This is a genomic window from Alkalicaulis satelles, assembly GCF_008630495.1.
Lineage (GTDB): Bacteria > Pseudomonadota > Alphaproteobacteria > Caulobacterales > Maricaulaceae > Oceanicaulis > Oceanicaulis satelles.
The window spans coordinates 259,109-282,263 of sequence record NZ_VWOJ01000002.1 but is presented as its reverse complement, the minus strand read 5'-3'; the positions used below and the strand labels follow the sequence as shown (position 1 = coordinate 282,263).

26 protein-coding genes and 1 tRNA gene are annotated in these 23,155 nt (G+C 67.1%); 18 read left to right on the top strand and 9 right to left on the bottom strand.

Translation table 11 applies throughout. The features are described 5' to 3' along the window. Positions 1–121: 121 nt before the first annotated feature. From F1654_RS07075 to pyrF, 7 genes are all read left to right on the top strand, one after another. Complete coding sequence (locus F1654_RS07075) at positions 122–2,896, top strand: TonB-dependent receptor (RefSeq protein ID WP_150022827.1); 2,775 nt, start codon at positions 122–124, stop codon at positions 2,894–2,896. 126 nt (positions 2,897–3,022) lie between these two features. Continuing rightward, entirely contained in the window at positions 3,023–3,367 is a 345-nt protein-coding gene (locus F1654_RS07070) for a hypothetical protein (protein ID WP_150022826.1), read from the top strand. 57 nt (positions 3,368–3,424) lie between these two features. Beyond that, positions 3,425–4,063, top strand: a complete 639-nt coding sequence (locus F1654_RS07065) for a hypothetical protein (RefSeq protein WP_150022825.1) — start codon at positions 3,425–3,427, stop codon at positions 4,061–4,063. A gap of 23 nt (positions 4,064–4,086) precedes the next feature. Then, complete coding sequence (locus tag F1654_RS07060) at positions 4,087–4,434, top strand: hypothetical protein (RefSeq protein ID WP_150022824.1); 348 nt, start codon at positions 4,087–4,089, stop codon at positions 4,432–4,434. Further along, positions 4,434–4,814, top strand: coding sequence for a hypothetical protein (locus F1654_RS07055; RefSeq protein ID WP_150022823.1), 381 nt, complete (start codon positions 4,434–4,436; stop codon positions 4,812–4,814). Before F1654_RS07060 ends, F1654_RS07055 begins: the two co-directional genes overlap by 1 nt. Before the next feature lie 61 nt (positions 4,815–4,875). Then, positions 4,876–5,709 (top strand): thermonuclease family protein, encoded by an 834-nt coding sequence (locus F1654_RS07050; protein WP_150022822.1) that lies wholly within the window; start codon positions 4,876–4,878, stop codon positions 5,707–5,709. 72 nt (positions 5,710–5,781) lie between these two features. Continuing rightward, complete coding sequence (pyrF, locus tag F1654_RS07045) at positions 5,782–6,468, top strand: orotidine-5'-phosphate decarboxylase (protein WP_150022821.1); 687 nt, start codon at positions 5,782–5,784, stop codon at positions 6,466–6,468. Positions 6,469–6,474: 6 nt separating this feature from the next. Here the strand turns inward: pyrF and F1654_RS07040 are convergent, their stop codons facing one another. Together F1654_RS07040 and F1654_RS07035 are read right to left on the bottom strand one after the other, a co-directional pair. Further along, on the bottom strand, positions 6,475–7,992 hold the full coding sequence (locus F1654_RS07040; RefSeq protein WP_150022820.1) for an SLC13 family permease: 1,518 nt from the start codon (positions 7,990–7,992) through the stop codon (positions 6,475–6,477). 77 nt (positions 7,993–8,069) lie between these two features. Then, positions 8,070–8,279 (bottom strand): zinc-finger domain-containing protein, encoded by a 210-nt coding sequence (locus tag F1654_RS07035; protein ID WP_150022819.1) that lies wholly within the window; start codon positions 8,277–8,279, stop codon positions 8,070–8,072. 149 nt (positions 8,280–8,428) lie between these two features. Between F1654_RS07035 and F1654_RS07030 the strand changes: the two genes are divergently transcribed. From F1654_RS07030 to F1654_RS07010, 5 genes are all read left to right on the top strand, one after another. Beyond that, on the top strand, positions 8,429–9,382 hold the full coding sequence (locus F1654_RS07030; RefSeq protein WP_150022818.1) for an ABC transporter ATP-binding protein: 954 nt from the start codon (positions 8,429–8,431) through the stop codon (positions 9,380–9,382). 48 nt (positions 9,383–9,430) lie between these two features. After that, positions 9,431–9,718 (top strand): hypothetical protein, encoded by a 288-nt coding sequence (locus tag F1654_RS07025; protein ID WP_150022817.1) that lies wholly within the window; start codon positions 9,431–9,433, stop codon positions 9,716–9,718. 128 nt (positions 9,719–9,846) lie between these two features. Further along, positions 9,847–10,098 carry a helix-turn-helix transcriptional regulator gene (locus F1654_RS07020; protein WP_150022816.1) on the top strand — a complete coding sequence of 84 codons (252 nt, stop codon included), beginning with the start codon at positions 9,847–9,849 and terminating at the stop codon, positions 10,096–10,098. Position 10,099: 1 nt separating this feature from the next. Continuing rightward, positions 10,100–10,705 (top strand): hypothetical protein, encoded by a 606-nt coding sequence (locus F1654_RS07015; protein WP_150022815.1) that lies wholly within the window; start codon positions 10,100–10,102, stop codon positions 10,703–10,705. A 140-nt stretch (positions 10,706–10,845) separates the two neighbouring features. Further along, positions 10,846–10,922, top strand: a tRNA-Arg gene (locus tag F1654_RS07010). Between the two features lie 7 nt (positions 10,923–10,929). On the opposite strand, the gene F1654_RS13880 is transcribed toward F1654_RS07010, so the two are convergent. From F1654_RS13880 to F1654_RS07000, 3 genes are read right to left on the bottom strand one after another with little or no spacing between them, the layout of a single operon-like run. Further along, complete coding sequence (locus F1654_RS13880) at positions 10,930–11,073, bottom strand: hypothetical protein (RefSeq protein WP_199200495.1); 144 nt, start codon at positions 11,071–11,073, stop codon at positions 10,930–10,932. Between the two features lie 42 nt (positions 11,074–11,115). After that, complete coding sequence (locus tag F1654_RS07005) at positions 11,116–12,090, bottom strand: ABC transporter ATP-binding protein (protein WP_233205178.1); 975 nt, start codon at positions 12,088–12,090, stop codon at positions 11,116–11,118. Between the two features lie 7 nt (positions 12,091–12,097). After that, positions 12,098–12,925 carry an ABC transporter permease gene (locus F1654_RS07000; protein WP_150022814.1) on the bottom strand — a complete coding sequence of 276 codons (828 nt, stop codon included), beginning with the start codon at positions 12,923–12,925 and terminating at the stop codon, positions 12,098–12,100. Positions 12,926–13,252: 327 nt separating this feature from the next. On the opposite strand from F1654_RS07000, the gene F1654_RS06995 reads away from it, so the two are divergent. The 3 genes from F1654_RS06995 to F1654_RS06985 are packed head-to-tail and all read left to right on the top strand — an operon-like array spanning position 13,253 to position 16,526. Further along, a complete protein-coding gene (locus F1654_RS06995) occupies positions 13,253–14,260 on the top strand; it encodes a hypothetical protein (protein WP_150022813.1) in 1,008 nt (335 codons plus the stop codon). Then, entirely contained in the window at positions 14,257–15,579 is a 1,323-nt protein-coding gene (locus F1654_RS06990; RefSeq protein ID WP_150022812.1) for a hypothetical protein, read from the top strand. Before F1654_RS06995 ends, F1654_RS06990 begins: the two co-directional genes overlap by 4 nt. A 26-nt stretch (positions 15,580–15,605) precedes the next feature. After that, positions 15,606–16,526, top strand: a complete 921-nt coding sequence (locus F1654_RS06985) for a sulfotransferase (RefSeq protein ID WP_150022811.1) — start codon at positions 15,606–15,608, stop codon at positions 16,524–16,526. Here F1654_RS06985 and F1654_RS06980 read toward each other — a convergent pair. Next, positions 16,523–17,116: a TlpA family protein disulfide reductase gene (locus F1654_RS06980; protein ID WP_150022810.1), complete on the bottom strand. Its 594-nt coding sequence runs from the start codon at positions 17,114–17,116 to the stop codon at positions 16,523–16,525. The genes F1654_RS06985 and F1654_RS06980 overlap by 4 nt on opposite strands. Positions 17,117–17,182: 66 nt before the next feature. Here F1654_RS06980 and argH point away from each other — a divergent pair, with 66 nt between their 5' ends. Both argH and F1654_RS06970 read left to right on the top strand, forming a co-directional pair. Continuing rightward, positions 17,183–18,595 (top strand): argininosuccinate lyase, encoded by a 1,413-nt coding sequence (gene argH / locus F1654_RS06975; protein WP_150022809.1) that lies wholly within the window; start codon positions 17,183–17,185, stop codon positions 18,593–18,595. 13 nt (positions 18,596–18,608) lie between these two features. Next, positions 18,609–18,836 carry a hypothetical protein gene (locus tag F1654_RS06970; RefSeq protein ID WP_150022808.1) on the top strand — a complete coding sequence of 76 codons (228 nt, stop codon included), beginning with the start codon at positions 18,609–18,611 and terminating at the stop codon, positions 18,834–18,836. Between the two features lie 118 nt (positions 18,837–18,954). On the opposite strand, the gene rpsU is transcribed toward F1654_RS06970, so the two are convergent. After that, the gene (gene rpsU, locus F1654_RS06965) at positions 18,955–19,191 is read right to left on the bottom strand and encodes a 30S ribosomal protein S21 (protein ID WP_150023373.1); all 237 of its coding nucleotides are present in this window, start codon (positions 19,189–19,191) and stop codon (positions 18,955–18,957) included. 234 nt (positions 19,192–19,425) lie between these two features. On the opposite strand from rpsU, the gene F1654_RS06960 reads away from it, so the two are divergent. After that, positions 19,426–20,088 carry a COQ9 family protein gene (locus tag F1654_RS06960; protein WP_150022807.1) on the top strand — a complete coding sequence of 221 codons (663 nt, stop codon included), beginning with the start codon at positions 19,426–19,428 and terminating at the stop codon, positions 20,086–20,088. 5 nt (positions 20,089–20,093) lie between these two features. Here F1654_RS06960 and F1654_RS06955 read toward each other — a convergent pair whose 3' ends face one another. Beyond that, positions 20,094–21,167, bottom strand: coding sequence for a nitrate- and nitrite sensing domain-containing protein (locus F1654_RS06955; RefSeq protein WP_150022806.1), 1,074 nt, complete (start codon positions 21,165–21,167; stop codon positions 20,094–20,096). Between the two features lie 88 nt (positions 21,168–21,255). After that, the gene (gene mutL, locus F1654_RS06950) at positions 21,256–23,094 is read right to left on the bottom strand and encodes a DNA mismatch repair endonuclease MutL (RefSeq protein ID WP_150022805.1); all 1,839 of its coding nucleotides are present in this window, start codon (positions 23,092–23,094) and stop codon (positions 21,256–21,258) included. Positions 23,095–23,155: the final 61 nt, after the last annotated feature.

Below are 23,155 nucleotides of genomic sequence, written 5' to 3'. Positions count from 1 at the left end.
TCTGACATCCCGGTGTCGCCTGCAGGACATCACGCTGTCATGCAAAGGGCGCAAGCGCTTCCCCCGGGCGCCCCTCCCGGGTGCGCTGATTCAGGCAATTTCTGACAACGGGGCACTCCATATGAAACTCAATCTGGTCCTTCTGGGCTCGGCGTCCGTGATGGCGCTGGCCGGGCTTTCGGGGGCGGCCTCCGCCCAGCACGCCGTTTCCGGCCTTGTGACCGACGCCAATGGCGCGCCGCTGCCGGGCGCCCAGGTGCGCGTGCGCGAGCTGGGATTGACCACCTCCACCAACCGCCAGGGCCAGTTCACCTTTCTGTCCGTGCCGTCAGGCGAGACGCGCATAGAGGTGAACTATCTGGGCCTGCCCACGGCCGAGCTGGCGCTGGACGTGCAGCCCGTAGAGCGCAATTTCATCACCTTCACCCTGGCGGCGGATGCGGCTGACCGCATTGTCATCACAGGGTCCATCCTGGACGGCCAGGCGCGCGCCCTGAACCAGCAGCGCACCAACCGGGCCACCACCAATATCGTCTCCGCCGACGCCATAGGCCGCTTCCCCGATGAAAACATCGCCGAGGCGCTGCAGCGCGTGCCGGGCTTCGGCATTGAGCGCGACCAGGGCGAGGGGCGTTATGTGAACCTGCGCGGCGCGCCCGCCGAGTTCACCCAGATCAGCGTGGACGGGGTGTCCATCGCCGCCGTTGATCCGGGCACGCGCGCGGTGGATCTCGACACCATCCCGTCCGACGTGGTCAACGCCATCGAGGTCTCCAAGACCCTGCTTCCCAACCAGGACGCTGATTCCATCGCCGGCGCGGTGAACCTGGTCACCCGCTCGCCGTTCGACCGGCGCGGCTTCCGCCTGAATGCGCAAGGCGGGATCAGCTATAACGAGTATGGCGGCACCAACGACCGGCGCGCCTCTTTCGTGGTCTCCAACACGTTCGGCGAGAACGAGACCATGGGCGCCCTGTTCTCGGCCAGCTATTCGCAGACCGACCGCCGGGTGGACAATTTTGAGTCCATTTGGGACCTCGTCACCCGGCCCGAGGGCGACGAAATCTTCGCCGTGGTCGAAACCGAGATCAAGGATTACGACACCCGCCGCGAGCGCATGGCGTTCACTGGCGCGCTGGAGTTCCGCCCCGACGACCAGACCACATTCTTCCTGCGCGGCACAGCCTCGCGCTTTGAGGATGATGAGCTGCGCAACCTGCTCTATATCGAGTACGAGGCTGGCTCTCTGCAGCCTGGCGCCACCAACACCACCGCCACCTGGGCCAATGCCCGCCTGGAAAAAGAGCTGCGTCGGCGCATCGTGCGCAATGACGTGTTCACGCTGGCCGCAGGCGGCGAGCATGATTTCGGCACGGTGGAGCTGGACTACTCGCTCTCCTTCAACCGCTCAGAGCAGACCTATCCCCAGCGCAACCAGCTCAACTACCGCTCCACCATCCGTCCGACCATCAGCTATGACTATACCAATCGCGATCTGCCCTTCGTGTCGCTGTTCGAGACCGGCGAGCATCTGAATCTGGCCGCCTTCGGCTTCCGTGAGAACACGTTCCGCGGCACGGACACTGTCATGGACGAGTGGTCGGGCCGGGTGAATCTGTCGGGCGACGGCGCGCTGTTCGGGACCCGGGCGCGCCACCAGGCCGGCCTGAGCTTCCGACTGCGCGACGGCTCATCTGATGAGTTCCGCTTCCGTGACCGGCGCGGCTCCACCGCCGCCCTCACTCCGGCGCTGGCGGACATTATCTCGAACCGGCCCTCGCAGAATTTCGACTACAATCTGGGCTTCAAGATCGACGACCAGCTGGCCCAGGCCTACTGGCGGTCGGTGGCCAATATCTCCACCGAAGACGCGGTGCTGCGCGTGCCCCAGTCGGTTGAGGCTGATTACAGCGTTGAAGAGAATATCTACGGCGCCTACGCCATGACCGAGCTGGACTATGGCGCGACCACCGTCATCGCGGGCCTGCGCGTGGAGCATACCGACTTCTCGTCCACCGCCTTCCGCCTCAACACCACCACCGAAACCGCCACGCCGGTCTCCAACAGCCGCGATTACACCAACTGGTTCCCGAACCTGACGGTGCGTCACGAGTTTTCCGATAACCTGATTGGCCGCGCCGCCCTGACCCGCGCCATCGCCCGTCCGAACTACCCGGATGTGGTGGCCCGCATCTCGGTGGGCGACACCCCGCCCCTGACGGTCAACCGGGGCAATCCGGAGCTGCGCCCCACCCTGTCGAACAATTTCGATGCGGGCCTGGAATACTATCTGCGCCCGCTGGGCCTTCTGGCGGTCAATGTCTTCTACAAGGACCTGGAGAACTACGAATTCACCCTGCGCACGCCGGGCGAGTTTGAAGGCGAACAGGCCACCTTCATCCAGGCCGAGAACGCGCCTGACGGCTTCATCCGCGGGCTGGAGCTGACCTGGCAGCAGACCTTCGATTTCCTGCCGGGCATGCTGGGCAATATCGGGGTGTTCGGCAATTACACCTGGACCGACTCGGAGATGAATATCGGGCGCACCATTGGCGGGCGTTCGGTGTTCCCGCTTCCGGGCCATTCGGACTACGCCTATAACCTGGCCGTGTTCTATGAGACCGACCGCTTCAACGCGCGGCTCTCCTACAATAATCGCGGCGACTATCTCAACGCGCTGGACGCCGAGGACGGGCGCAAGGACCTCTACTGGGAGGGCCGCGAGCAGCTGGACTTCACGGCCTCCTTCGACGTCACCGACCGTCTGGGCGTGTTCTTCGAGGCCAAGAACCTCACCGACACCCCCGGCGTGCGCTATTTTGGCGACCGCAGCCGCGTCTATGAGTATGAGAAGTTCGGCTACACCATGTTCTTCGGCCTGCGCTTCAACTACTGACGCGCTGACCAGGATCTGACAGGCGGGCGCGGAAGGAACACTTTCCGCGCCCGTTCTCTTTTGCGCTCACGCGCCTGTGACGGGCGCATTCTTGGCGGCGGGGCTGATCTGGGGTACAGACCGGGCATGCGCTGGTTCATGTCCCTTCTGGCCATACTGGTCCTGATCGAGGCGGGCGTCCGCTTCTGTCCGGGCGCGCTGGGCCTTGAGGCGCACGCCCATGAGGCCGCCAGCACACACGCCATGCCCGATTGCCATGGCGCGCCTGCCGTTCCCGACGCCGACCCTGCAGGTTCTGATCCGGCCTGCTTTGGCGGCGTGGCCTGCGGCGCCTGCGTGCACTTCAGCGTACTGGACATGGCCGCCGCCGGGGCGCCGGGCATGAACGCTGTCCTGCCGCAGCCCCTGGCCGTCCATGACGCCGGACCGTCGGCCCTGCGCCTTACCGATCCGCCCCCGCCGAAACGCTGACCGCGACACATGATTTCGCGTTCTTCGTTGATACGGCAAGGGAGCGTATGATTTCTCATGCGACACATACTGACCGCCTGCGCGTGCCTCGCGCTGGGCGCTGCGGCAGCTGACGCCCGTCCGGTCTCCTATGAAGGGGGATGGACCACCATCGCCCAGAGCGACCGGACCATGTCGTCCCTGTGGGTGCACTACACACCGCGATATGACTACTCCATCGGCTGGCGGACCGAATGGGACCGGTCTGACGACCTGTTGTTCAACGGCCCCCAGGCCACCTGGCTCGCCCGGCGATGGTTCGGTGAGGACTATCAGGGCAATCTCTACGCTTTTGCAGGCGCAGGCTGGGCCGAAGGCGTCAGTGACAACACCCGCGGCCTCCGGGGCGCGGGCTATGTGGGCGCCATGGCCGACTGGGAAACCCGGCGCTGGTTCGTGTCCTGGATGGGACGGGTCAGCGATATGGGCGAGGGCGGTCACGCCATGCAGTCGGGCCGCGTGGGCGTTGCGCCGTATATCGCGGGCTTTGGCGAACTGCACACCTGGCTGATGGTCGAGGTCGATCATCACCCTCAGGAAGACACGCCCGTGGCGGTGACGCCGCTGGTGCGCTTCTTCAAGGGGCCGATGCTGCTGGAGCTGGGCTACACCCCGGCCGTCAACGAAGCCCTGTTTACTTTCATGTACCGTTTCTGATGGATCAGCACAGGAGATATCCCATGATCCGCATGCTCATCGCGGCCATCGCCGCACTTTCGCTTGCGCCTGCCGCCCTGGCGGACGAGCGCGCCTACGCCACGCCTGAACTCGCCGCCGGTGTGGAGGAAGGCGGCACGCTGGTGACCGCCGACATCCTCGGCATGGTGTGCGATTTCTGCGCCGTGGCCATGACCCGCACGTTTGGCCGCCGCGCCGAAGTGTCGGCGGTCCATATCGATCTCGATGACAAGACGCTGCAGCTGGTGGTGCGCGAAGGCCATGAGCTGACCGATGCGACCATCACCGATCTGGTGCGCCGCTCGGGTTATCAGCTCACCGGCGAGATCCGCCGCGGGGACGCGGCCTGATGCGCCTGGCTTTGCGTGAAGCCGCAGCCCCGGCGCTGGCCTTGTTCGCCAGCGCCGGGACGCTGATCTGCTGCGCCCTGCCGGCCCTGCTGGTCACCATCGGGGCCGGGGCGGTGATGGCGGGGCTGGCGTCCAATGCGCCCGGGCTGATCTTTCTGTCAGCGCACAAGGAATGGGTCTTCGCCATCGCCGCCGGCCTGCTGGCGGCCGCCTTCGCCGTGCGCTGGGCGACGCGCAATGCGCCCTGCCCGGCGGACCCGGCCCAGGCCGCGGCCTGCACGCGCATGCGCAAGCTGGGCGGCTGGGCGCTGTGGAGCGCGCTCGTCCTGCTCCTCATCGGGGGCTTCTTCGCCTTCTTCGCGGCGGAGTTGCTGCTCTAATCTTTCCTTTCCCCTGAGGCGCGTTCTGCGCCATGATATTCTCCTGATACGGGAGATCGTCATGGCGCAGCGCGTGCGGGTTTGTGTGGGGGCGATGCTGGCGGCTCTGATGCTGGCCGCGTGCGGCGAGCGCAGCGTTGAGGACGCGCCTGTGCTGGCCCGCGGGGCGGGAGACGCTTCATCCGGCCACGCCTTTACCCTTGCCGGCGCAGACGGGACGGACGCTCGGGTGATCCTGGCCGGGATCGTCACCCCCGGCGCGGATATGTCGCCCGAGGCCGCGACGGCGGCGCGGGCTCATCTCGAAGCCCTGCTCGATGAAGCCGGCGGCAGCCTCGCGCTTCTCCCGGCGGCGTCCGGCGACAGCCTGGATCGCTATGGCCGGCTGCAGGCACGCGCGGTGTTTCCCCGTTCGGGCGCGCGGGTGGAGCTGGGCGAAAGCCTGCTTGATGCGGGCTGGGCGCTGGTGTGGCCGCGACAGGGACTGGACCTGCCCTATGCAGACCTGATGGCGCGGGAGGCCGAGGCCCGCCGTGAGGGCCGCGGCGCGTGGGGGCTTGGCGCGTTTGCGATCCGGGACAGTGATCCCGACCGGCTGGCCCAGTTTCTGGACTCAGCCCAGATCGTGGAGGGCCGGGTGACCAGCACCGGCGAGGCGCGCAATGGCCGGGTGTTTCTCAATTTCGGCGCGGACTGGCGCACCGACTTCACCGCCGCGGCCACCCGCGCCTCCCGCAACCGCTTCGAACAGGCCGGCGTCCAGCTGGAAACCCTGGACGGCGCGGTCGTGCGGGTGCGCGGCTGGGTCTATGAGGAGAACGGGCCGATGATCGCCCTGACCCACCCCGCCCAGCTGGAAATCCTCGACGCGCCCGAACCGCGCACGCTGCGCTAGGACGAACGCCCGGCGTCGACCCGGCCTGCGGTGCGGCGTAAGGTGCGCGCCTTCAGATCAGGAGCGCGCGCCATGGCCGATCCCCGTCTCATCACCGCCCTCGACCTGCCCTCCACAGCCGAAGCCGAAGCGCTGGTGGAGCGCCTCGGGCCCGCCTGCAGCTTCTACAAGATCGGGCTCCAGCTCCTGCCCGTGGGCGGCATGGCGCTGGCGGCGGGGCTGAAAGAACGCGGCGCGCAGGTGTTTCTGGACTACAAGCTGCATGACATCCCGGCCACGGTGGAAAAATCCGTGCGCTCCATCACCCGCGCGCGCGCCGATCTCCTGACCGTCCACGCCGAGCCGCCCGTGATGCGCGCCGCTGCGCAAGGCAAGGCGGGCTCGGATCTCAAAATCCTCGCCGTCACCGTGCTCACCGCCTATGACGACGCGATGCTGGCCGAGATGGGCTACGCGTTGGGCGCACGCGATCTGGTGCTGCGCCGGGTGGACCAGGCGGTCGAGTGCGGCATGGACGGCGTGGTCGCCTCGCCGCAAGAAGCCGCCGAAATCGCCGCGCGCGTGCCCGAAGGCTTCCTGATCGTCACCCCCGGCGTGCGCCCGGCGGGCGCCGACAAGGGCGATCAGGTGCGCACGGCGACCCCGGCTGAAGCCCTGAGCGCGGGCGCCACCCATCTGGTGGTGGGCCGCCCCATCTCAGCCGCCCCAGACCCCCGCGCGGCCGCCGAGGCGATTGCGGCGGAGATGGCCGGGGCGTAAGCGCCCTCACCCCGGAAACACCAGCGGGCTCAACAGGCTCGCCAGCAGCGCGATGACCGGCGCGGCGGCGAGATTGATGCGGAAGCCTGCGCGGATCATCTGGCCCATGCTGGCCGCCCCCGAGGCGTAGACGATGGCGTTGGGCGCGGTGGCTACGGGGAGCATGAAGGCGCAGCTCGCCGCCAGCGCCAGCGGCGCGATCAGATGAGCGGGCGGCACGCCGGCCTCCAGCGCCAACGCCGCCAGCACCGGCAGGAAGCCGGATACAGTCGCCACATTCGAGGTCAGCTCGGTCAGGAACACCACCATCAGGGCCAGGATCAGCACGGTGACGGGCAGGGGCAGGGCCGTGACCCAGCTCAGCTGGGCGCCGATCCAGCCGGCGAGCCCCGTCGCCTGGATGGCCGCAGCCAGCGACAGCCCGCCGCCGAACAGGATCACCGCCGCCCAGGGCAGGCGCTGGACCGTTTCCCAGTCCATCAGAGCCTGGCCGCGATTGTCCCGCCCGCCCGCCGGGATCAGGAACACCGCCACCGCGCCCAGTATGGCGATCTGGGCGTCAGACAGCGCCAGGCGCACCGGCAGGGCCAGCGCATCGGACAGCCAGCCCAGCAGAGGGTTCCAGCCAAAGCTGATCTCGGGCCGGAAAATCAGCGCGCCGGGCAGCTCGCGTCCCATCCACAGCACCGCCACCGTGCCGAAGGCCACCGCCACGCGCCATTCGGGCGCGCTCATGCGGCCCAGCGCCTTTTTCTGGCGCAGCACTTCCTCATGGCCGGCCGCATTGGGCGCGCTGGCGGACACCTTGAAGGCGAAGCGCGTCAGGATCAGCCACATCACCGGCAGGATCACCGCCACGGCGGGCACGCCCAGCATCATCCATTCGACGAAGGTGATGGAGGCTTCAAACTCGCGCTCGAGAAAGCCGATGGCGATCAGATTGGTGGGCGTGCCCACGGGCGTGGCGAGTCCGCCGACGCTCGCCGCATAGGCGACCGCCAGGGCGAGCGCGGGCGCGAACATTTTCAGGTCCACGCCCTCGTCGGCCATTTTCTCGGCGACCTTCAGGGCGATGGGGATCATCATCAGCGTGGTGGCGGTGTTGGAGATCCACATCGAGAGGATGGCGCTGGCCAGCATGAAACCAGCGATCATCAGGGACGGGCGTCCGCCAAATCGGGCCACCACATTGAGCGCGATGCGCGCATGCAGATTCCAGCGCTCGATGGCCAGAGCGATGATGAACCCGCCCAGGAGCAGCATGACGATGGGATCGGCATAGGGCTCGGCCGCGGCGCGTGTCGAGAGCACGCCGAACATGGGAAACAGGGCGAGCGGGACGAGGGCGGTGGCCGCGATGGGGATCGCCTCGGTGGCCCACCAGCTGGCCATCATCGCCGCTATGGAGGCGACGATCCAAGCCTCGCGCGTCAGCCCCTCGGGCACGGGAATCAGCTGGATGACCAGGGCGAGAACCAGCCCGGTGATGAGACCAATGCGTTTGGAAGTCCAGAAATCCGTCATGCCCCGGCGCGCCCGCTCCCTGCCTTGCGGCAGTCAGGGCCGCGTCAGCGCCAATTTTGGCCGGGCGGCGGGCCGGGTCAACCGGCTGCGGGGTCGTCCTTGGAGCCCTTCAGCACGAAGCGCCGGTCGCAATAGCCGCATTCCACATGGGTGTCGGTCCCCATATCATACCACACGCGCGGATGGCCCAGCGCGCCGCCGCCGCCATCACACATCACCCGCTTGGTCGTCACCACAATGACTTCCGGGGGCGCGAAGGCGGTCGGGGCTGGGTTGGGGGCCGTCATGGTTTGGGCTCCAGTGCAGGTGCGCGGCGCAACGGCGTGGACGCGCCGGACCGTGCGAGTCTAGTTTGCGTCCGTACCTAGGCGCGCAGCGCTCTGGCGTCAATCAGGCGCCAACCGTCTGCCGCTCCAGCCTCTCCGGGACCGCGCCCATGACAAGCTTGCCCGAATTCGCGCTTGAGGCTGAAGGCCTCGAAAAAACCTATCCCGCGCGCAAGAACAGCCCGGCCAAGCAGGCCCTCAAGGGGGTGGATCTGGCGATCCCGCGCGGGTCGATCTTCGGCCTGCTGGGGCCCAACGGGGCGGGCAAGTCGACCTTCATCAATATCTTCGCCGGGCTGGTCACCAAGACCGCCGGACGCGGCGCCATCTGGGGCCGCGATATCGACCGGCATCCGCGCGAGGCGCGCGCGGCCATCGGCGTGGTGCCCCAGGAACTCAATATGGACGTGTTCTTCACGCCCTTTGAGACGCTGGAGCTGATGGCCGGCTTCTATGGCGTGCCCAAGGCCGAGCGCCGCACCATGGAGCTGCTGGACATCATGGGGCTGGCCGACAAGCGCGACGCCTATGTGCGCCAGCTGTCGGGCGGCATGAAGCGCCGGCTCCTGGTAGCCAAGGCGCTGGTCCACAGCCCGCCGGTTCTGGTGCTGGACGAGCCTACCGCCGGGGTGGATATCGAGCTGCGCCGCCAGCTCTGGGAGTATGTGGCCCGGCTCAATGAGGCGGGCGTCACCATCGTCCTGACCACTCATTATCTTGAAGAGGCCCAGGAGCTGTGCGACCAGATCGCCATCGTCAATCACGGCGAGGTGGTGGCGTGCGAATCCAAGGACCAGCTCCTCAAACGCCTCAATCACAAGACCCTGGTGATCGAGCCCGCCGAGCCGCTCTCCGCCGTGCCCGCCGGGTTCGACAGCGAAGACGCGGTGATCCGCAAGGACGGCGCGCTGGCCATCACCTACCGCCTGGGCGAAGCCTCGGTGGCGCGCTTCATCGAGACCTTCCACGCCTCGGGCGCGCGCATCGCCGACCTGCGCACCGAGGAGCCCGATCTCGAAGACGTGTTCCTGGCCCTGACCTATGAGGCCAATGACGCGGCCTGACATGGCCGTCATCACGCCGCATTTGGCCGATAGGGTTAATGCATGGCCATGATCGGACGATTTTTCACCCGCGCGCTGGCGCTGATTCTGGCGCTGACCGTCTTTGTCCTGACGCTCTGGTTCGCGTTTTCGCTGGAGCCCGAGGGTCCAGCCGGATGGGGCGTGTGGGCCGGTCTGGTGGTGGCGGGCGCGCTGGGCGCCTTTGTCATCTACCGCCTGATGCTGCACGCAGGCGGCATCGGGACGCGCTATCACGAGCGCACCGGAGCGGGCATGATGCTGGGCATGGGATATGAGTCGAACCGGCGCAACTGGGAAGACGACGAGCTGGACTGACCCGGCCGCCTGCCTTCATCAGTTCAAGATGAAATGTTGTACATACGCAATAATTTGATTGCGGCATGTATATTCATGGGCTAAGCAGCGGGCATGATGCTTGATCCTGCTGCCACGTGCGTACGCCCATGAGCCCGACCCTTTACAACCGTCTGCCTGTGCTGCGCGCCGAGCGCGGCCTGTCGCGCAAGGCGCTGGCCGAGGCCATCGGGGTCAATTACCAGACCGTCGGCTATCTGGAGCGGGGCGATTACAATCCGTCGCTGGAGCTGGCGCTGAAGCTGGCGGCTTTTTTCGAGCTGCCGGTGGAAATGATCTTCTCCCTGCAGCCCTTCGAGCCGCTCTCGCGCATGGCGGCCTCACCCAAAGGCGAGACCTGACATGTCTTTCTATATCCGTATGCCCTCGGGCCGTGTCCCGCGCCGCTCGCGAATCTCGCTGCGCCTGGCCTCGCTGACCGTGCTGATCGCCTACCCGGCGGGCTGCCTCATCCAGCTGATTTTTGACCATCCCGGGCCGGGCGTGACCGGGCTCGCCCTGGTGCTTCTGGCGGTGCTGGCGTTCTTCTGGCTAGCGCCCTCTCAGGTGCAGCGCATCGCCGGCGAGCAGGTTTGCCAGCTGGATGATGTCGAGCGCGATCTGCGCCGGCGCGCCTATGCGTTTTCCTATCAGGTGCTGACCGGGCTCATGGCGGCGGGCATTTTCTATCTGGCCGTGGCCAATGATGACACCCGCCTGACCCTGTGGGCGCCCCAGACCTATGCGCACTGGAACGCGATCTTCTGGGGCGTGCTGCTCTACAGCTTCACCCTGCCGTCTGCCTGGCTCGCCTGGACCCTGCCCGCACCGGACGCCGAGGACGAGGCGGAGGCGGACAGGAGCGCCGACGAACCAGCAGAAAAGCCGCGCGCGCGCTGGTGGCTCTGGGGCCTGCTGGCAAGCGGCGCGGCCGTTGGCTTCGTTCTGGCGCGCGTGCTGGCGCCCTGATAGCATGGCCTTGGCGCCAAAATCGGCTTTTTCGATACCAAGCGGCGCGTTTTCGGCACGCATCCGCCCCTGCACGGCGCAAGCACGGCGCGATTGAACCTGCCGCCGCGCTCCTGTATGCAGCTCGATGAGACCGCTCAGCACCCGTAGCTCAGCTGGATAGAGCGCTGCCCTCCGAAGGCAGAGGTCAGAGGTTCGAATCCTCTCGGGTGCGCCATTTCCCCTTAATCTGCAGGAGCTTGCTTCTTTACGCGCTGCAGGATCAGACCCATCAGCCCCGCCATCAGACGGGTGAGGGGGTTGGTGAAGTCCGGCTCGGCGCCCGGGCGCGCGAGGGCGGTCAGGGCGGGGGCGTCCTGTTGGTCCATGGGGCTGGCTCCTGTCTGAGGCTTGCGGCGGTGATCCGGGCCTTATCGCCCGGAAAGAAAGGATATAATCCGCCTGATCAAACGGGCGAGGGGATTGTCCAGATCCGGTTCGGCGCCGGTCCCGCCGGTCCCGCCATCGGCATATCCCGGCTTCAAACCCCGGCCCTTGCGGGCCGCCCGCTCTTCGGCTTCGGCCTGCATGGCGGCGCGTGCGGCTTGGGCGGCGGCGATCTCGGTCTGGGCGCGCTCATCGCGGCTAACCTGACGGCGTTCCATTTCCGCGTTGTATTCCTTGAGGATATCGCCCACAGGCCCTTCCGCGCGCACACGCCCCTGGTCCAGCCACAAGGCGCGCTTGCAGGTATCGCTCAACAGGGACGGGCTGTGGGAGGCGAGCACCAGAATGCCGGCCTTGTCCACGAAGCGGCGCATGCGCTCGGTGGCCTTCTTGCGGAAGGCCGCATCGCCCGCAGACAGCCATTCATCCAGGATCAGCACATCAGGTTCGAACGCCGTGGCGATGGCGAAGCTCAAGCGCATGCGCATGCCGGCCGAATAGGTTTCCACGGGCAAATCAAGGAAATCGCCCAGTTCGGAGAAGGCGGCGATCTCGGCGCGCTTGTCTTCGATCTCATCGCGCGTGCGTCCCGAGGCCAGCCCGCGCAGGGTGATATTGCGATGGCCGGTGGCCTCGGCATTCATGCCCAGATTGATGTTCACCAGCGCCGTGGTGCGCCCGTCGATCTCCACCACCCCGTCATCGGGGGCGTAGATGCCGGCCAGAACCTGCAATAGCGTGGTCTTTCCCGAGCCGTTCTCGCCGAGCAGGGCCAGGCGATCGCCCGCCTCGGCTGTGAATGAAATGCCTTGGAGGGCGCGCACGCCGATCACCCGGCCATCGGGGCCGCGCAGCATGCGGCCGAGATCGGCGTCTGTTTCCGTCAGCCCCGCCGCAGCCCGGCTGCGGCCGTAAAGCGGGTAATTGACGTGAAGGTTCTCGACCCGGATGCGCGACATGCCGCCCTCAGAGCCAGTATGCCAGCCGCCGGCGCATGCGCGCGGCGGCGATGATCGCGCCAAGCCATATCAGCCCGGTCAGCACAAGCACCACCGCCCAGCTCAGCGGGCGCGGGTCCAAATTCATCAGCGGCGCGCGGAAGATTTCCACATAATGCGCCACGGGATTGAAATCGGCGATGGTGCTGCGCACCCCGCGCAGATCGAACCGTGTCCACAGGATCGGCGTCACGAACAAGAGCAGGCGGGTGATTGATGTCACCAGATGGGTGATGTCGCGGAAGCGCGCGCTGATCAGTCCCATGAGATACTGAATCGCCACCGCGTTCAGCAAGAAAACCGCAATGGCCGGCAGCACCCATAGGCCTGTCAGGGTCGGCCGCCAGCCTGCAGCGATCATGATCGCCAGGGCGACCACGAATTGCAGGGCGAAGGTGAAGATGGACCGGCATATGCTGCGATAGACGTGAATGGAATGGGGCAGGGCGATGGAATGGATCCAGGCCCGTGCGCCGACAAAGACCTGGCAACCGTCCACGATATTGCCGGTGATGAAGGTGAAAGCGGCGTAGCCGATCGCCACATGCATCACGAAGAAAGCGCCGTCCTGACGGGAAAACCCTGAAAATATGATCGACACGCCGCCCACGAAAATGGCGTAGGCGATCACGATCCACAAAACGCCCAGCATGCTTCGCCGGTAGCGCTGCTGCATCTCGTCCCAGGCGAAGGTTCGCCACAGATCGGTCATCCGCAGCCCTGCGGCGAGATCGGAGAAGAAGCCCGCCAGCTCCCGGCCGGGCGCGGCGCGGCGGGTGGGAAGGGCCTGGGTCATGACACGGTGTTGGCGATCGAAGGATCGCTGTCCCCGGGGGCTGAGCGGGCAAAGGCCGTATCAATCATGTCAGGGCTCAGTCCTTGCCTTGTGCGGTGGCGCCAGAGACGGGCCAAATCTGGCGCGGGTTGTAGGGCGCGGCGCTATCATGCGCAATATGCAGAGCGCCGCATCCCGGCAGGTCATGCGAATCATGCCACCACATGGATAAACGGCCCCGCCTGGACCCTGCTCGCATGCGTGTACGATCAGAACGTATCTGATAAGTGTTGGAGTTGAGCCTGGCCGGCGCGTCCGGATGAAGTTGAGGGGGTGTAGCGTCAGCGCATGATGCATTTCGTGCTCGATACCCCGGCTGTGGAAGCGGGTCTTGGCGGCCTCGAGGCCGTCGCGCCGGACGCGCGCCGTCTGGCGCTGGCGCCGGATGGCTGGCGCTCGGCCCACGCTGAACTGGACAGCGTCCCGTCCGCCCGTGCGGTGCTGTTTGTGCGCAGCGCCGCCACGTCCGTCGCCGGCAGACTCAAAGAGGGGGAGTGCGCGCCATCAGCCATGTCAGCCTGGCGGGCCCTGGCGCAGCTGGAGCTGTTGTTTTTCCGCGCCAACCGGCGGCGCGTTCTGCTGCTGGACGCCGATGACGCTGCGGCGGATCCCGAGCACACGCGCAAGGTGGTCTCGGCCTGGTATGACGAGGGCGTTGCGCCCCAACCCGCCCTGAACAGCCAGTGCGAAGACAAAGCCGCCAGCGCGTCCCTCGAGATTGCCGTGCTTTTGTGCGCCAGCGATCCAGACATGCGCGCCTTGATGAGCGAGCAGGCCGCCAGCTGCGCGTGGATCAACCAGGCGCCGCCCCCGATGCCGCTGGAGGCGGCGTGCCAGGCGGCTGAGCGCCTGAGTGAGATCTGGGCTGAACAGGAAATGGCGCTTGAAGTCTGGCGTGACGCTCTGGAGGCGGCCCAGACCAATCTGCGCCAGGCCCTGAGCGTCCAGGCCGAGCTTCAGGCTTCAACAGTGCGCGCTGTGAAAAACGAACACGCCGCCACTCTTTCTGAGATGGAGGGTCGATGGCTCAGCGCCCGCAGCGAAGCGCAGGATTTGCGCACCATGCTGCATGCGTGTGAAGCGCAGCTGGCGCGGCTGGAGACTGACAGATTGCTTCTTGCCGATTCCGCAACGCGATCCCAGGCCGAGCTCGCCAGTTTGAAAATCGCGTTTGAGGAAGCTGAGCAGGACCGGCTGCAATTGCGCGCCGAACGCGAAAAGATCTTTGCTTCCAGAACATGGCGTCTGACAGCGCCGGCGCGCTGGGCGGTCAACACGCTGACAGGACGCAAATGACCCAATGGGCGCTTGATACTGTCATCCAGGAGCCGCCCGGGCTGGTGGTGCATGTCGGCGCGGGGGAATCGGGTCCGGGCGCCCTGGCCGATGCAGCGCGATCGGCGATACTGATCGAACCTGACCCAGAGCGCGCCGGGCGCCTGCGCGCCCGCTATGCCAGCGCCACTATCAGTGTGGTGGAGGCGGCGGCCGGATCAGAGCCCGGCCAGGCGCAATTGCATCGGTTTTCCCACGCCGGCATGAACAGCACGCGAGAACCTACCGGAGCGCGAGAGCTGTTTCGCGGCCTGTCGGACGCCGGGCTTATACCCGTCGAGCGCATCAACCCGGTCAGCCTGGTTGATGAAGCGCTGCTGGACGGGGAGGGCTGCAATATCCTCATCATCGACGCCGCCAGCGAGGTGATGGCGGTGATCGGCGCGTTTGAAGCCGCCGGACTTCTGGAGCGTTTTGATCATATCCTGGCCAAGGTGAGCGAAATCGCACTGCATTTGGGCGGTGCTGACCGGGCGGCGGTGGCGGGTTGGGCTCACGCGCAAGGCAGGATGATGCTGGCCCTGCCTGGACAATCCGATCCCGATCTATGGCGGGCCTGGATCGGGCCGGCCAGGGGCGCAGACAGGACCGCAGATCTCGCGCGCATCCAGGCGCTTGAGGCCGAAATCGCAGATATGCGCGCATCAGCGGAAGCGGCGCAGAAACATAGTCTCCAGGTGCGCGAACAAATGGGCGCCGAGCTCCAGAGCGCCCACTCGCGCATAACGGAGCTTGAACGCCAACTGGCTGACGCCTGCGCTGCGCGGGAGGCCGCCGAGCATCGTCTTGGCCTTGCCAGCGATCAGCTCACTCATTTGAAGTCCAGGGCGGAGCAGGACCGCAACAGCGCGGTTCAGGCGCTTGAGGCCAGGATGGATGAGGAGCGGCGTCTTATCGATGGCCAGCGTCAGGCCGCTCAGGCAAGGGCGCTGGAGCTGGAGCGCGCGCTGGAGCTTGCGGCAGGGCGTATTGAGACGCTGGAGGCGCGCATGCGCGCACTGGAAACCCAGGAGCAGGCCCAAGCTGAGCGTGAGCAGGCCCTGAAGGCGGATCTCAAGGCCTCGCGCGAAAATCTGCGCCTGGCCCTGACCGGTCAGCGTCTGGCCCAGGCGAGCCTGAACGAATTGCAAGACCGGCATGCGAAACTGATGGATGACCGCAACGCGCTGGACGCCCTCTTGCGGCAGGTGACTGACAGGTTGTCGAGTGCGGCGGGCTATGCCCGGCAGGACCGGCTGACGGGCGCGCGCGGCCCTCAATCACAGGACTGGCCGGGATGAGCGCCCGGCCTTTGGCATCCGCAGAGATGACCGCCCTGCTGGGCGAGGCGCTCGGTCTGTTACAGGCCCGATACAGCACTGATGAGCCGGCGCCGCCCGCCATGGCGCTGGCTCCCTTGCTCAAGGCCTGCTGGGCCCGCGCCCAGGCGCGTGCGGCTACCGGACCCGAGCCGGTGCGGGTGGTGCGCCAGTTTGCGTGCACGGGCGGGACCCTGTTTGCGCGCGCCCTGCAGGCTCAGCCCAACACGGTGGTGCTCAGCGAGCTGGACCCGTTCGCCGTGCGTCCGGGGCTGCAGCCTGACTTTGCGCCCAGCGATCTCATCTATCAGGCAGATATGGCCGCCGGGCCGCTCGATGACGCCAGCCGCGCCGATGTGTTCAGCGCCGGGTTTCGTGCGCTCCATGACGCCCTGACGCGCCGGGGATCGCGCATTGTGGCGCGTGTCCACAGCCATACCCGCTACTGCACCGCACGGGCCTGGGACACCCGTCCCGGCGTGACCGCCGTGTTGTCCGGATTATTACCGGTGCGCGTGCTGACCCTTGTGCGCCACCCGCTGGATTCATGGTTGGCGCTGCAGGCCCATGGCTGGGTGCATTTCCAGCCCGGCACGCTGGAGGAATACGCCCGGCGCTATGGCGCCTTCCTCGATCAGCCTGAGGCTGGACGGGTGGTGAAATACGAGACCTTCGTCAGCGATCCGCGCGCCATCTTGCAGTGGAGCTGCGAGTGGCTGGAACTGGCCCATAATCCTGACTGGCCCGATCTCCTGCCCGCCATCCGGCTCAGCGGCGCCAGCGGGCGCAAGGGCGATGTGATCGCGGCGCGTCCGCGCCGCGCGGTCCCGGCGGACCTTGTGAGCGAAGCCGCCGCCAGTCCCGCCTATGAAGCGCTCTGCACGCGGCTGGGATATCATCCCGATCCGGCTGCGCCTGCGATCACCTAATAGCGGTCAATAGCGGTCTGGATCAGGGTGAGGGCCTCATCACTCGCCCAGTCCGCATCGCCATCCAGCCGCCCGATCTCACGTCCATAGCGGTCATAGAGCACGCTCAGCGGCAAGCCGCGCGCGCCGGCGGCGAAAGCCATGTTCATATTGGGATCGAAATACAGCGCCAGATGATTCAGTTCATGCTCGGCCAGGAAGTCTTGCGCGTCCTCCATGCGCCGGTCCATGGACACGGCCACCACCTCGAACGCGTCCGAACCCAGCTGCGCCTGAAGGCGGTTGAGGGCGGGCATCTCCACCACGCAAGGCGCGCACCAGGTGGCCCAGAAATTCACCAGAATCACCTTGCCGCGCCGGTCGGCCAGGGTGATTTCCTGACGCTCTGCGGTCAGAATGGGGCCGCGCGGCTGGGCGGGCGGATTGTCGGCGCTGCGAAACCGGCTCATCTCGCCCACGGCAAATGTCGACAGGGCCTGGGGCTGGCCGCCGCCAAACAGGGCGGCGCCCACCGTCCATACAACAGCGCCGGTCCCGATCAGGGCCATGGCGATGATGGCGTGGGACAGCTTCAGCTGCAGCTTGCGCATGAGCGCCTTCCTCTTCCTAATGCGCGGGACCCGGACGCCCGCTTGCAGACAGGACCACAACGCCCCATGACTTCTGACCCAAAGTCTCCGACCCCGGCCGCCAGCGGCATATGGGGAGGACGCTTCGACGCCGGACCGTCCGCCGTGATGCAGGCGATCAACGCATCGGTGGACGTGGACCGGCGCCTGTTTGAGCAGGATATCGCCGGCTCGCTGGCGCACTGCGCGATGTTGACCGCCTGCGGCGTGATTTCAAGGGCCGATGGTGAGGCGATTGAGCGCGGTTTGACTGAGATTCGCCAGGACATCCGTGCGGGCCGGTTCGAGTGGAAGGCCGCGCTGGAAGACGTGCACATGAATATCGAGGCGGTCTTGCGCGAGCGCATCGGCGCGCCAGCCGGACGCCTGCACACGGCGCGCTCGCGCAATGACCAGGTGGCGACCGATTTCCGGCTCTGGCTGCGTGAGGCGCTCGATAGCGCGGCTGAGGCGCTGCGCGCCTATCAGCGCGTGCTGGTGGCGCGCGCCGAAGCGCATGCGGACTGGGTGATGCCCGGCTTCACCCATCTCCAGACCGCCCAGCCGGTGAGCCTTGGCCATCACCTCCTGTGCTGGGTGGAGGCGGCCGAGCGCGACCGGGGCCGGCTCATGGATGCGCGCGCGCGCCTGAACGAGTCGCCGCTGGGCGCGGCGGCTCTGGCCGGGACGGCGTTTCCAATAGACCGGGAGATGACGGCGCGCGCGCTGGGCTTTGACCGGCCCATGGCCAATTCGCTCGACGCCGTGTCCTCACGCGATTTTGCGCTGGAGGCTTTGTCGGCGGCGGCCATCACCGCGGTCAATCTGTCGCGTTTTGCTGAAGAGATCGTGTTGTGGACCTCACGCCGGTTCGGCTTCGCCAGCCTGTCGGATGCGTATTCCACCGGTTCGTCCATCATGCCGCAAAAACGCAATCCGGACGCCGCCGAGCTGGTGCGCGCCAAGCCCGGGCGCATCGCCGGGGCGTTGCAGGGCCTCATTATCGTGATGAAGGGCTTGCCGCTGGCCTATTCCAAGGACATGCAGGAAGACAAGGCGCTGGTCTTCACCGCATTTGACGATCTGATTCTGGCCATCACCGCCATGACGGGCATGGCCGGCGATCTCACCTTCCACCGCGAGGCGCTGGAGGCGGCGGCGGGCGAGGCGTATTCGGACGCCACGGATCTGGCCGACTGGCTGGTGCGCGAGCTGGGTCTGCCCTTCCGGGACGCGCATCATATCGCGGGCGCGGCGGTCAAGGCGGCGGAAGCCGAGGGCCGGGCGTTGAAGGACCTGGCGCTCTCGCGCTATCAGGAGATCGAGCCGCGCATTGATGCGCGCGTGTTCGAGGTGCTCTCGGCGCGCGCTTCCATGGAGAGCCGGATCAGTTTCGGCGGAACCGCTCCGGTGCGGGTGCGTGAACAGGCCGGTGCATGGAAACAGCGCCTGGCGCAATGAAGGAGACCGCCCCATGACCGCCCAAGCCTGGCTTTCCCGCCTGATGATTCTCGCAGCCTGCGCAGCCCTCGTCCTGCCGCTCGGCGCCTGCGGCGTACGCGGCGGTCTGGAGCGGCCCGCGCCGCTCTGGGGCGAGCCGCGTGACGCAGCGGAGCCCTCTGAACGTGATCGCGAGGAGGATGAGGACGAGGTTGACCACGACGAATTCCTCGATCCCGATGACTGGGAAGCGCCCGGCTAGGCTTTCCACTGCGCGTCGCTATCACGCCAACGCAACAAGGCCCGCCAGATGGCGGGCCTTGTCATGTGTGGCTCTGACCGGGGGTCAGTCAGCCCAAGCCTGCCAAGCGCGTGGGCGCCTAGCGGCGCGCGGCGGCCTTCGGCTTGGGCAGAAGCCCTTCGCGCTGGGCGCGCTTGCGGGCCAGCTTGCGGGCCCGGCGGATCGCCTCGGCCTTCTGGCGCGCTTTTTTCTCGGACGGCTTTTCGTAATGGTTACGGCGCTTCATCTCGCGGAAGGTGCCCTCCCGCTGCATTTTCTTTTTCAACGCCTTGAGCGCTTGCTCGACGTTGTTATCGCGCACGACGATCTGTACGATGGTCCGCTCTCCCTGGTCTGGTCCGTGCAGGGCCCCCGGCGCCTGCCTTGAAGTGATCACGCTTGCTGTCAACACAAACACGCGCCGTCCCGAAGGGTGTCTCGCCCTCCGGCGGCGCAGCGCCGTTTCCAGCTGAGGCGCGCGATATACCGGAGCCGCGCGCATCTGTCCAGCGGCCCGGCGCGGCGAAACGCCCCGTGACGCAGGTCCGGCGCAGCACTATCATACATCACCATGAGCCAGACCGCCACGCCCCGCGCCGACGCCGCCCGCAACGCCCTTGTGGATGCGGCCCTGATCCATGCCGGATTTGACGGCTGGACCGCCGCCACCCTCGCCCGGGCGGGCGCGGATGCAGGCCTGAGCGCCGGCGAGGTGGAGCTTTACTGCCCCGGCGGGGTTCTGGACCTTATCGAGACCTGGTTCGCCCGCTGTGATGACGCGGCCGCCGCGGCCATCGCGGCTGATCCCGCGGGCAAGGTGCGCGCGCGCGTCACCAACGGCGTCATGGCCCGCCTGGACGCTATGGCCGGTCATGAGGATGCGGCCCGCCGCGCGCGCGCGCGGCTTTTGCTGCCCGATGGGCTCGACCGGGGCGCGCGGCTGGTCTGGGCCACGGCTGACATGATCTGGAGGGCGCTGGGAGATCCCAGCACGGATGGCAATTTCTATTCCAAGCGGGCCATTCTATCGGGCGTTTACGCCAGCACGCTGGCGGTCTGGCTGGATGAGGACGATCCGGCCAAGCCGCGCACGCGCGCCTTTCTCGACCGGCGCATCGCCAATGTGATGGAGTTCGAGAAGGTCAAGGCGGGCTGGCGCAAGGCCCAGGCCGGCTTTCCGGACCTCTTTGCACTGGCGGGCCGTGCGCGTTACGGGGCCCGTTCGCGCCCTTGAATGGTTCAGGCCGGATCGGCCAGGCTGGCGTCATCATCTTCACGGACCGCATCGGGCGCTGCCTCTTCGGGCGCATCGGGACGCATGAGGCGCCAGGCGCCCAGCGCACCGGCGGCGGCCGCCAGGATGATCAGCGCCAGTTGCAGTCCCGCCCCACGCAGCGCCGCCTCGCGCCGTTCGCGCGCTTCATGGAGCACCTCGCGCACCCCATCCTGAGCGAAGCGGTTGCGCAGGGTCGATAGCTCGAAATAGATCGGCAGGCGCGTCTCGCGCCACCAGTCGCGGTAGGTCTCGTCCAGCGGCCCGCCATAGCCTGCCGTGATGAGATGCGCGCGCGCCGCTTCGAGACTCTCGCGGTCTGTGCGTCCGATCAGGGCGTGCAGCTCGCGGTCCCAGCGCGTATCGGCCAGGGTGTGGAAGGCGGCCAGATAACTGTCCTGGGCGCCGATGGCCTGCATCAGCATGGCGTGGGATTCACGCGTAATGGCGCCCGCACGATAGGAGAACAGGCCCGCCCCGATCTCCTCGGCATAGCGGTCATGAAACCGGCAAAGGGCCACGAAGGCGCCGGTGAAGCGGGTCTGCTCGCCGGTGGCCAGGCTGAGCTCCAGCGCCATCACGTCGATGAAATGGTTGAGGGCTTCAGTATAGGCGGTCAAAGCCTGGTCAACAGTCGCTGAGCCTTCGGCCACACTGCTGCGGATCGCCTCGATATCGCCTAGCGCCAGGCGCAGCGAGTCCTCCATCTCCGGGCGGAATTGCGCGCTATGGATGCTGCCGGGTGAAAGCAGGGCGAACAGATTATCCCCGGACCGGTCCAGGCTTTCCCAATTGCGCATATAGAGATCACGCGAAGCGTTCGAGCGCACGATCAGCCAATTGGCGGCGTTGGCCCGCTCGCGCTGCAGATCATCCAGCGCCACCGCCGCACGCGCTGCGAACTCGCCGACCGCCTCCACCGATGCGATGCGCCCGCTCGACTGGCTGATCACCGACACGGCCGAAGCCCCGGTGATGACCAGGGCGACGAGCGGGGCCAGGAACACAAGGCCCAGCCAGGGCAGTTTGTGATCGGACATGGCGGCGGTTCCTCATTGAGGCCTTTTGGCCGGAACCATAAAGATATGGGGCCAAGGCTTTCCGCCCCGCTAACGCGGTGCGAAAGGCTCAGCGCCGCCCGAACAGGCGCTCGATATCGGCCAGTTTCAGCTCCACATAGGTGGGCCGGCCGTGATTGCACTGGCCTGAATGGGGCGTCGCCTCCATCTCGCGCAGCAGGGCGTTCATTTCCTCCGCCGCCAGCTTGCGGCCCGCGCGCACCGAGCCGTGGCAGGCCATGGTGCCGATCACCTCTTCCAGCTTTTCCTTCAGCGACAGGGCTTCGTCATACTCGGCCAGCTCGTCGGCGAGATCGCGGATCAGCCCTTGCACATCCAGGCGCTTGAGCAGGGTCGGCGTCTCGCGCACGGCCAGGGCGCCCGCCCCGAACGGCTCCACGACGAGGCCCAGCTCGGCCAGCTCGCCTGCCCGCTCCAGCACCCGGCGCGCCTCGCTCTCTTCCAGCTCGACGATCTCAGGGACTAAAAGGCTCTGACGCGCCACGCCGGTCCCGGCGAGCTGGCGCTTCATGCGCTCATAGACCAGGCGCTCATGGGCGGCGTGCTGGTCGACGATGACGAGGCCGTCTGCGGTCTCGGCGATCACATAGGTGGCATGCACCTGCGCGCGCGCCGAGCCCAGCGGCAGGTCCGGTTCAGGCGCGGGGGCTGACGGGGCGGGGTCTTGCGCCTCCCATGAAGGTGAAGCGCGTTCGGCCAGCGCGTCATCAGGCTCTGCGGCGTCGTGAGCCAGCGACGCCTCCCAGCCCGGCGAGGGGCGCGAGGGCCAGGCCTGGCGGGTCAGCGGCAGGGCAGGTGCGGGCGCGCCTTCAGGCCTGGCCCGGCCCAGCGCAAAGCCCGCCACGGTGGTGGAGGCGCGGTGGCCGGCGCCCGCCAGCGCATGGCGCAGCGCACCCACGATCAGACCGCGCACCAGACCGGGATCGCGAAAACGCACCTCGGCCTTGGCCGGATGCACGTTCACGTCCACATGGTCTGTGGGCAGGTCCACATAGAGCGCGGCCACCGGATGGCGGTCGCGGGCGAGGAAATCCTGATAGGCGCCACGCACCGCGCCGACGATCAGACGGTCCTTCACCGGGCGGCCATTGACGAACAGATACTGGTGCTGGTTGGTGCCCCGGTTATAGGTCGGCAGGGACGCAAAGCCTGACAGGCGCACGCCCTCGCGCGTCTGGTCCAGCGCCAACGCATTCTCCCCGAAATCAGCGCCCAGCACCGCTGACAGCCGCGCCCGGCGCGCTTCGGCAGGGTCATCATGGGTCTCGGCGGGAACCGAGAAGCGCGCCCGCCCGTCCGCACTGAAGGCAAACGCCACATCTGGGCGCGACAGCGCCAGACGCTTGATCATGTCGAGCACGGCGCTGGTCTCGGCGCGCTCGCTTTTGAGGAATTTCAGCCGGGCCGGCGTGGCGTAGAACAGGTCGCGCACGCTGATCCGCGTGCCGGACCGTCCCAGAGGCGCCGCTGGCTTCACCTCGCCCGCCTTGCCGCCCTCCACGCTCAGCTCGAACGCCTCTGCAGAGCCTTGCGCCTGGCTGGCCAGGGTCAGGCGCGCCACCGAGCCGATGGAGGGCAGGGCTTCGCCGCGAAAGCCCATGGAGGCGATGTTGAGAAGATCATCCTGGCCATCGGCGCCCACAGGCAGTTTGGACGTGGCGTGGCGCTCAATGGCGATGGCGAGCATGGCGGGATCCATGCCCTCGCCGTCGTCCTCCACCAGAATATGGCTCAGCCCGCCCGTCTCGATGCTGACATCGATGCGCCGCGCGCCGGCGTCCAGCGCGTTCTCCACCAGCTCCTTGACCGCCGAGGCCGGGCGCTCGACCACTTCGCCGGCGGCGATCCGGTTGACGGTTTCGGGCGACAGGCGGCGGATGCGGGTCATCGGCTGAGCCTCGCGGGGTGCGGTGAGTCGGTCAAGGCGCCTGAACCGGGCCTTTTTCACC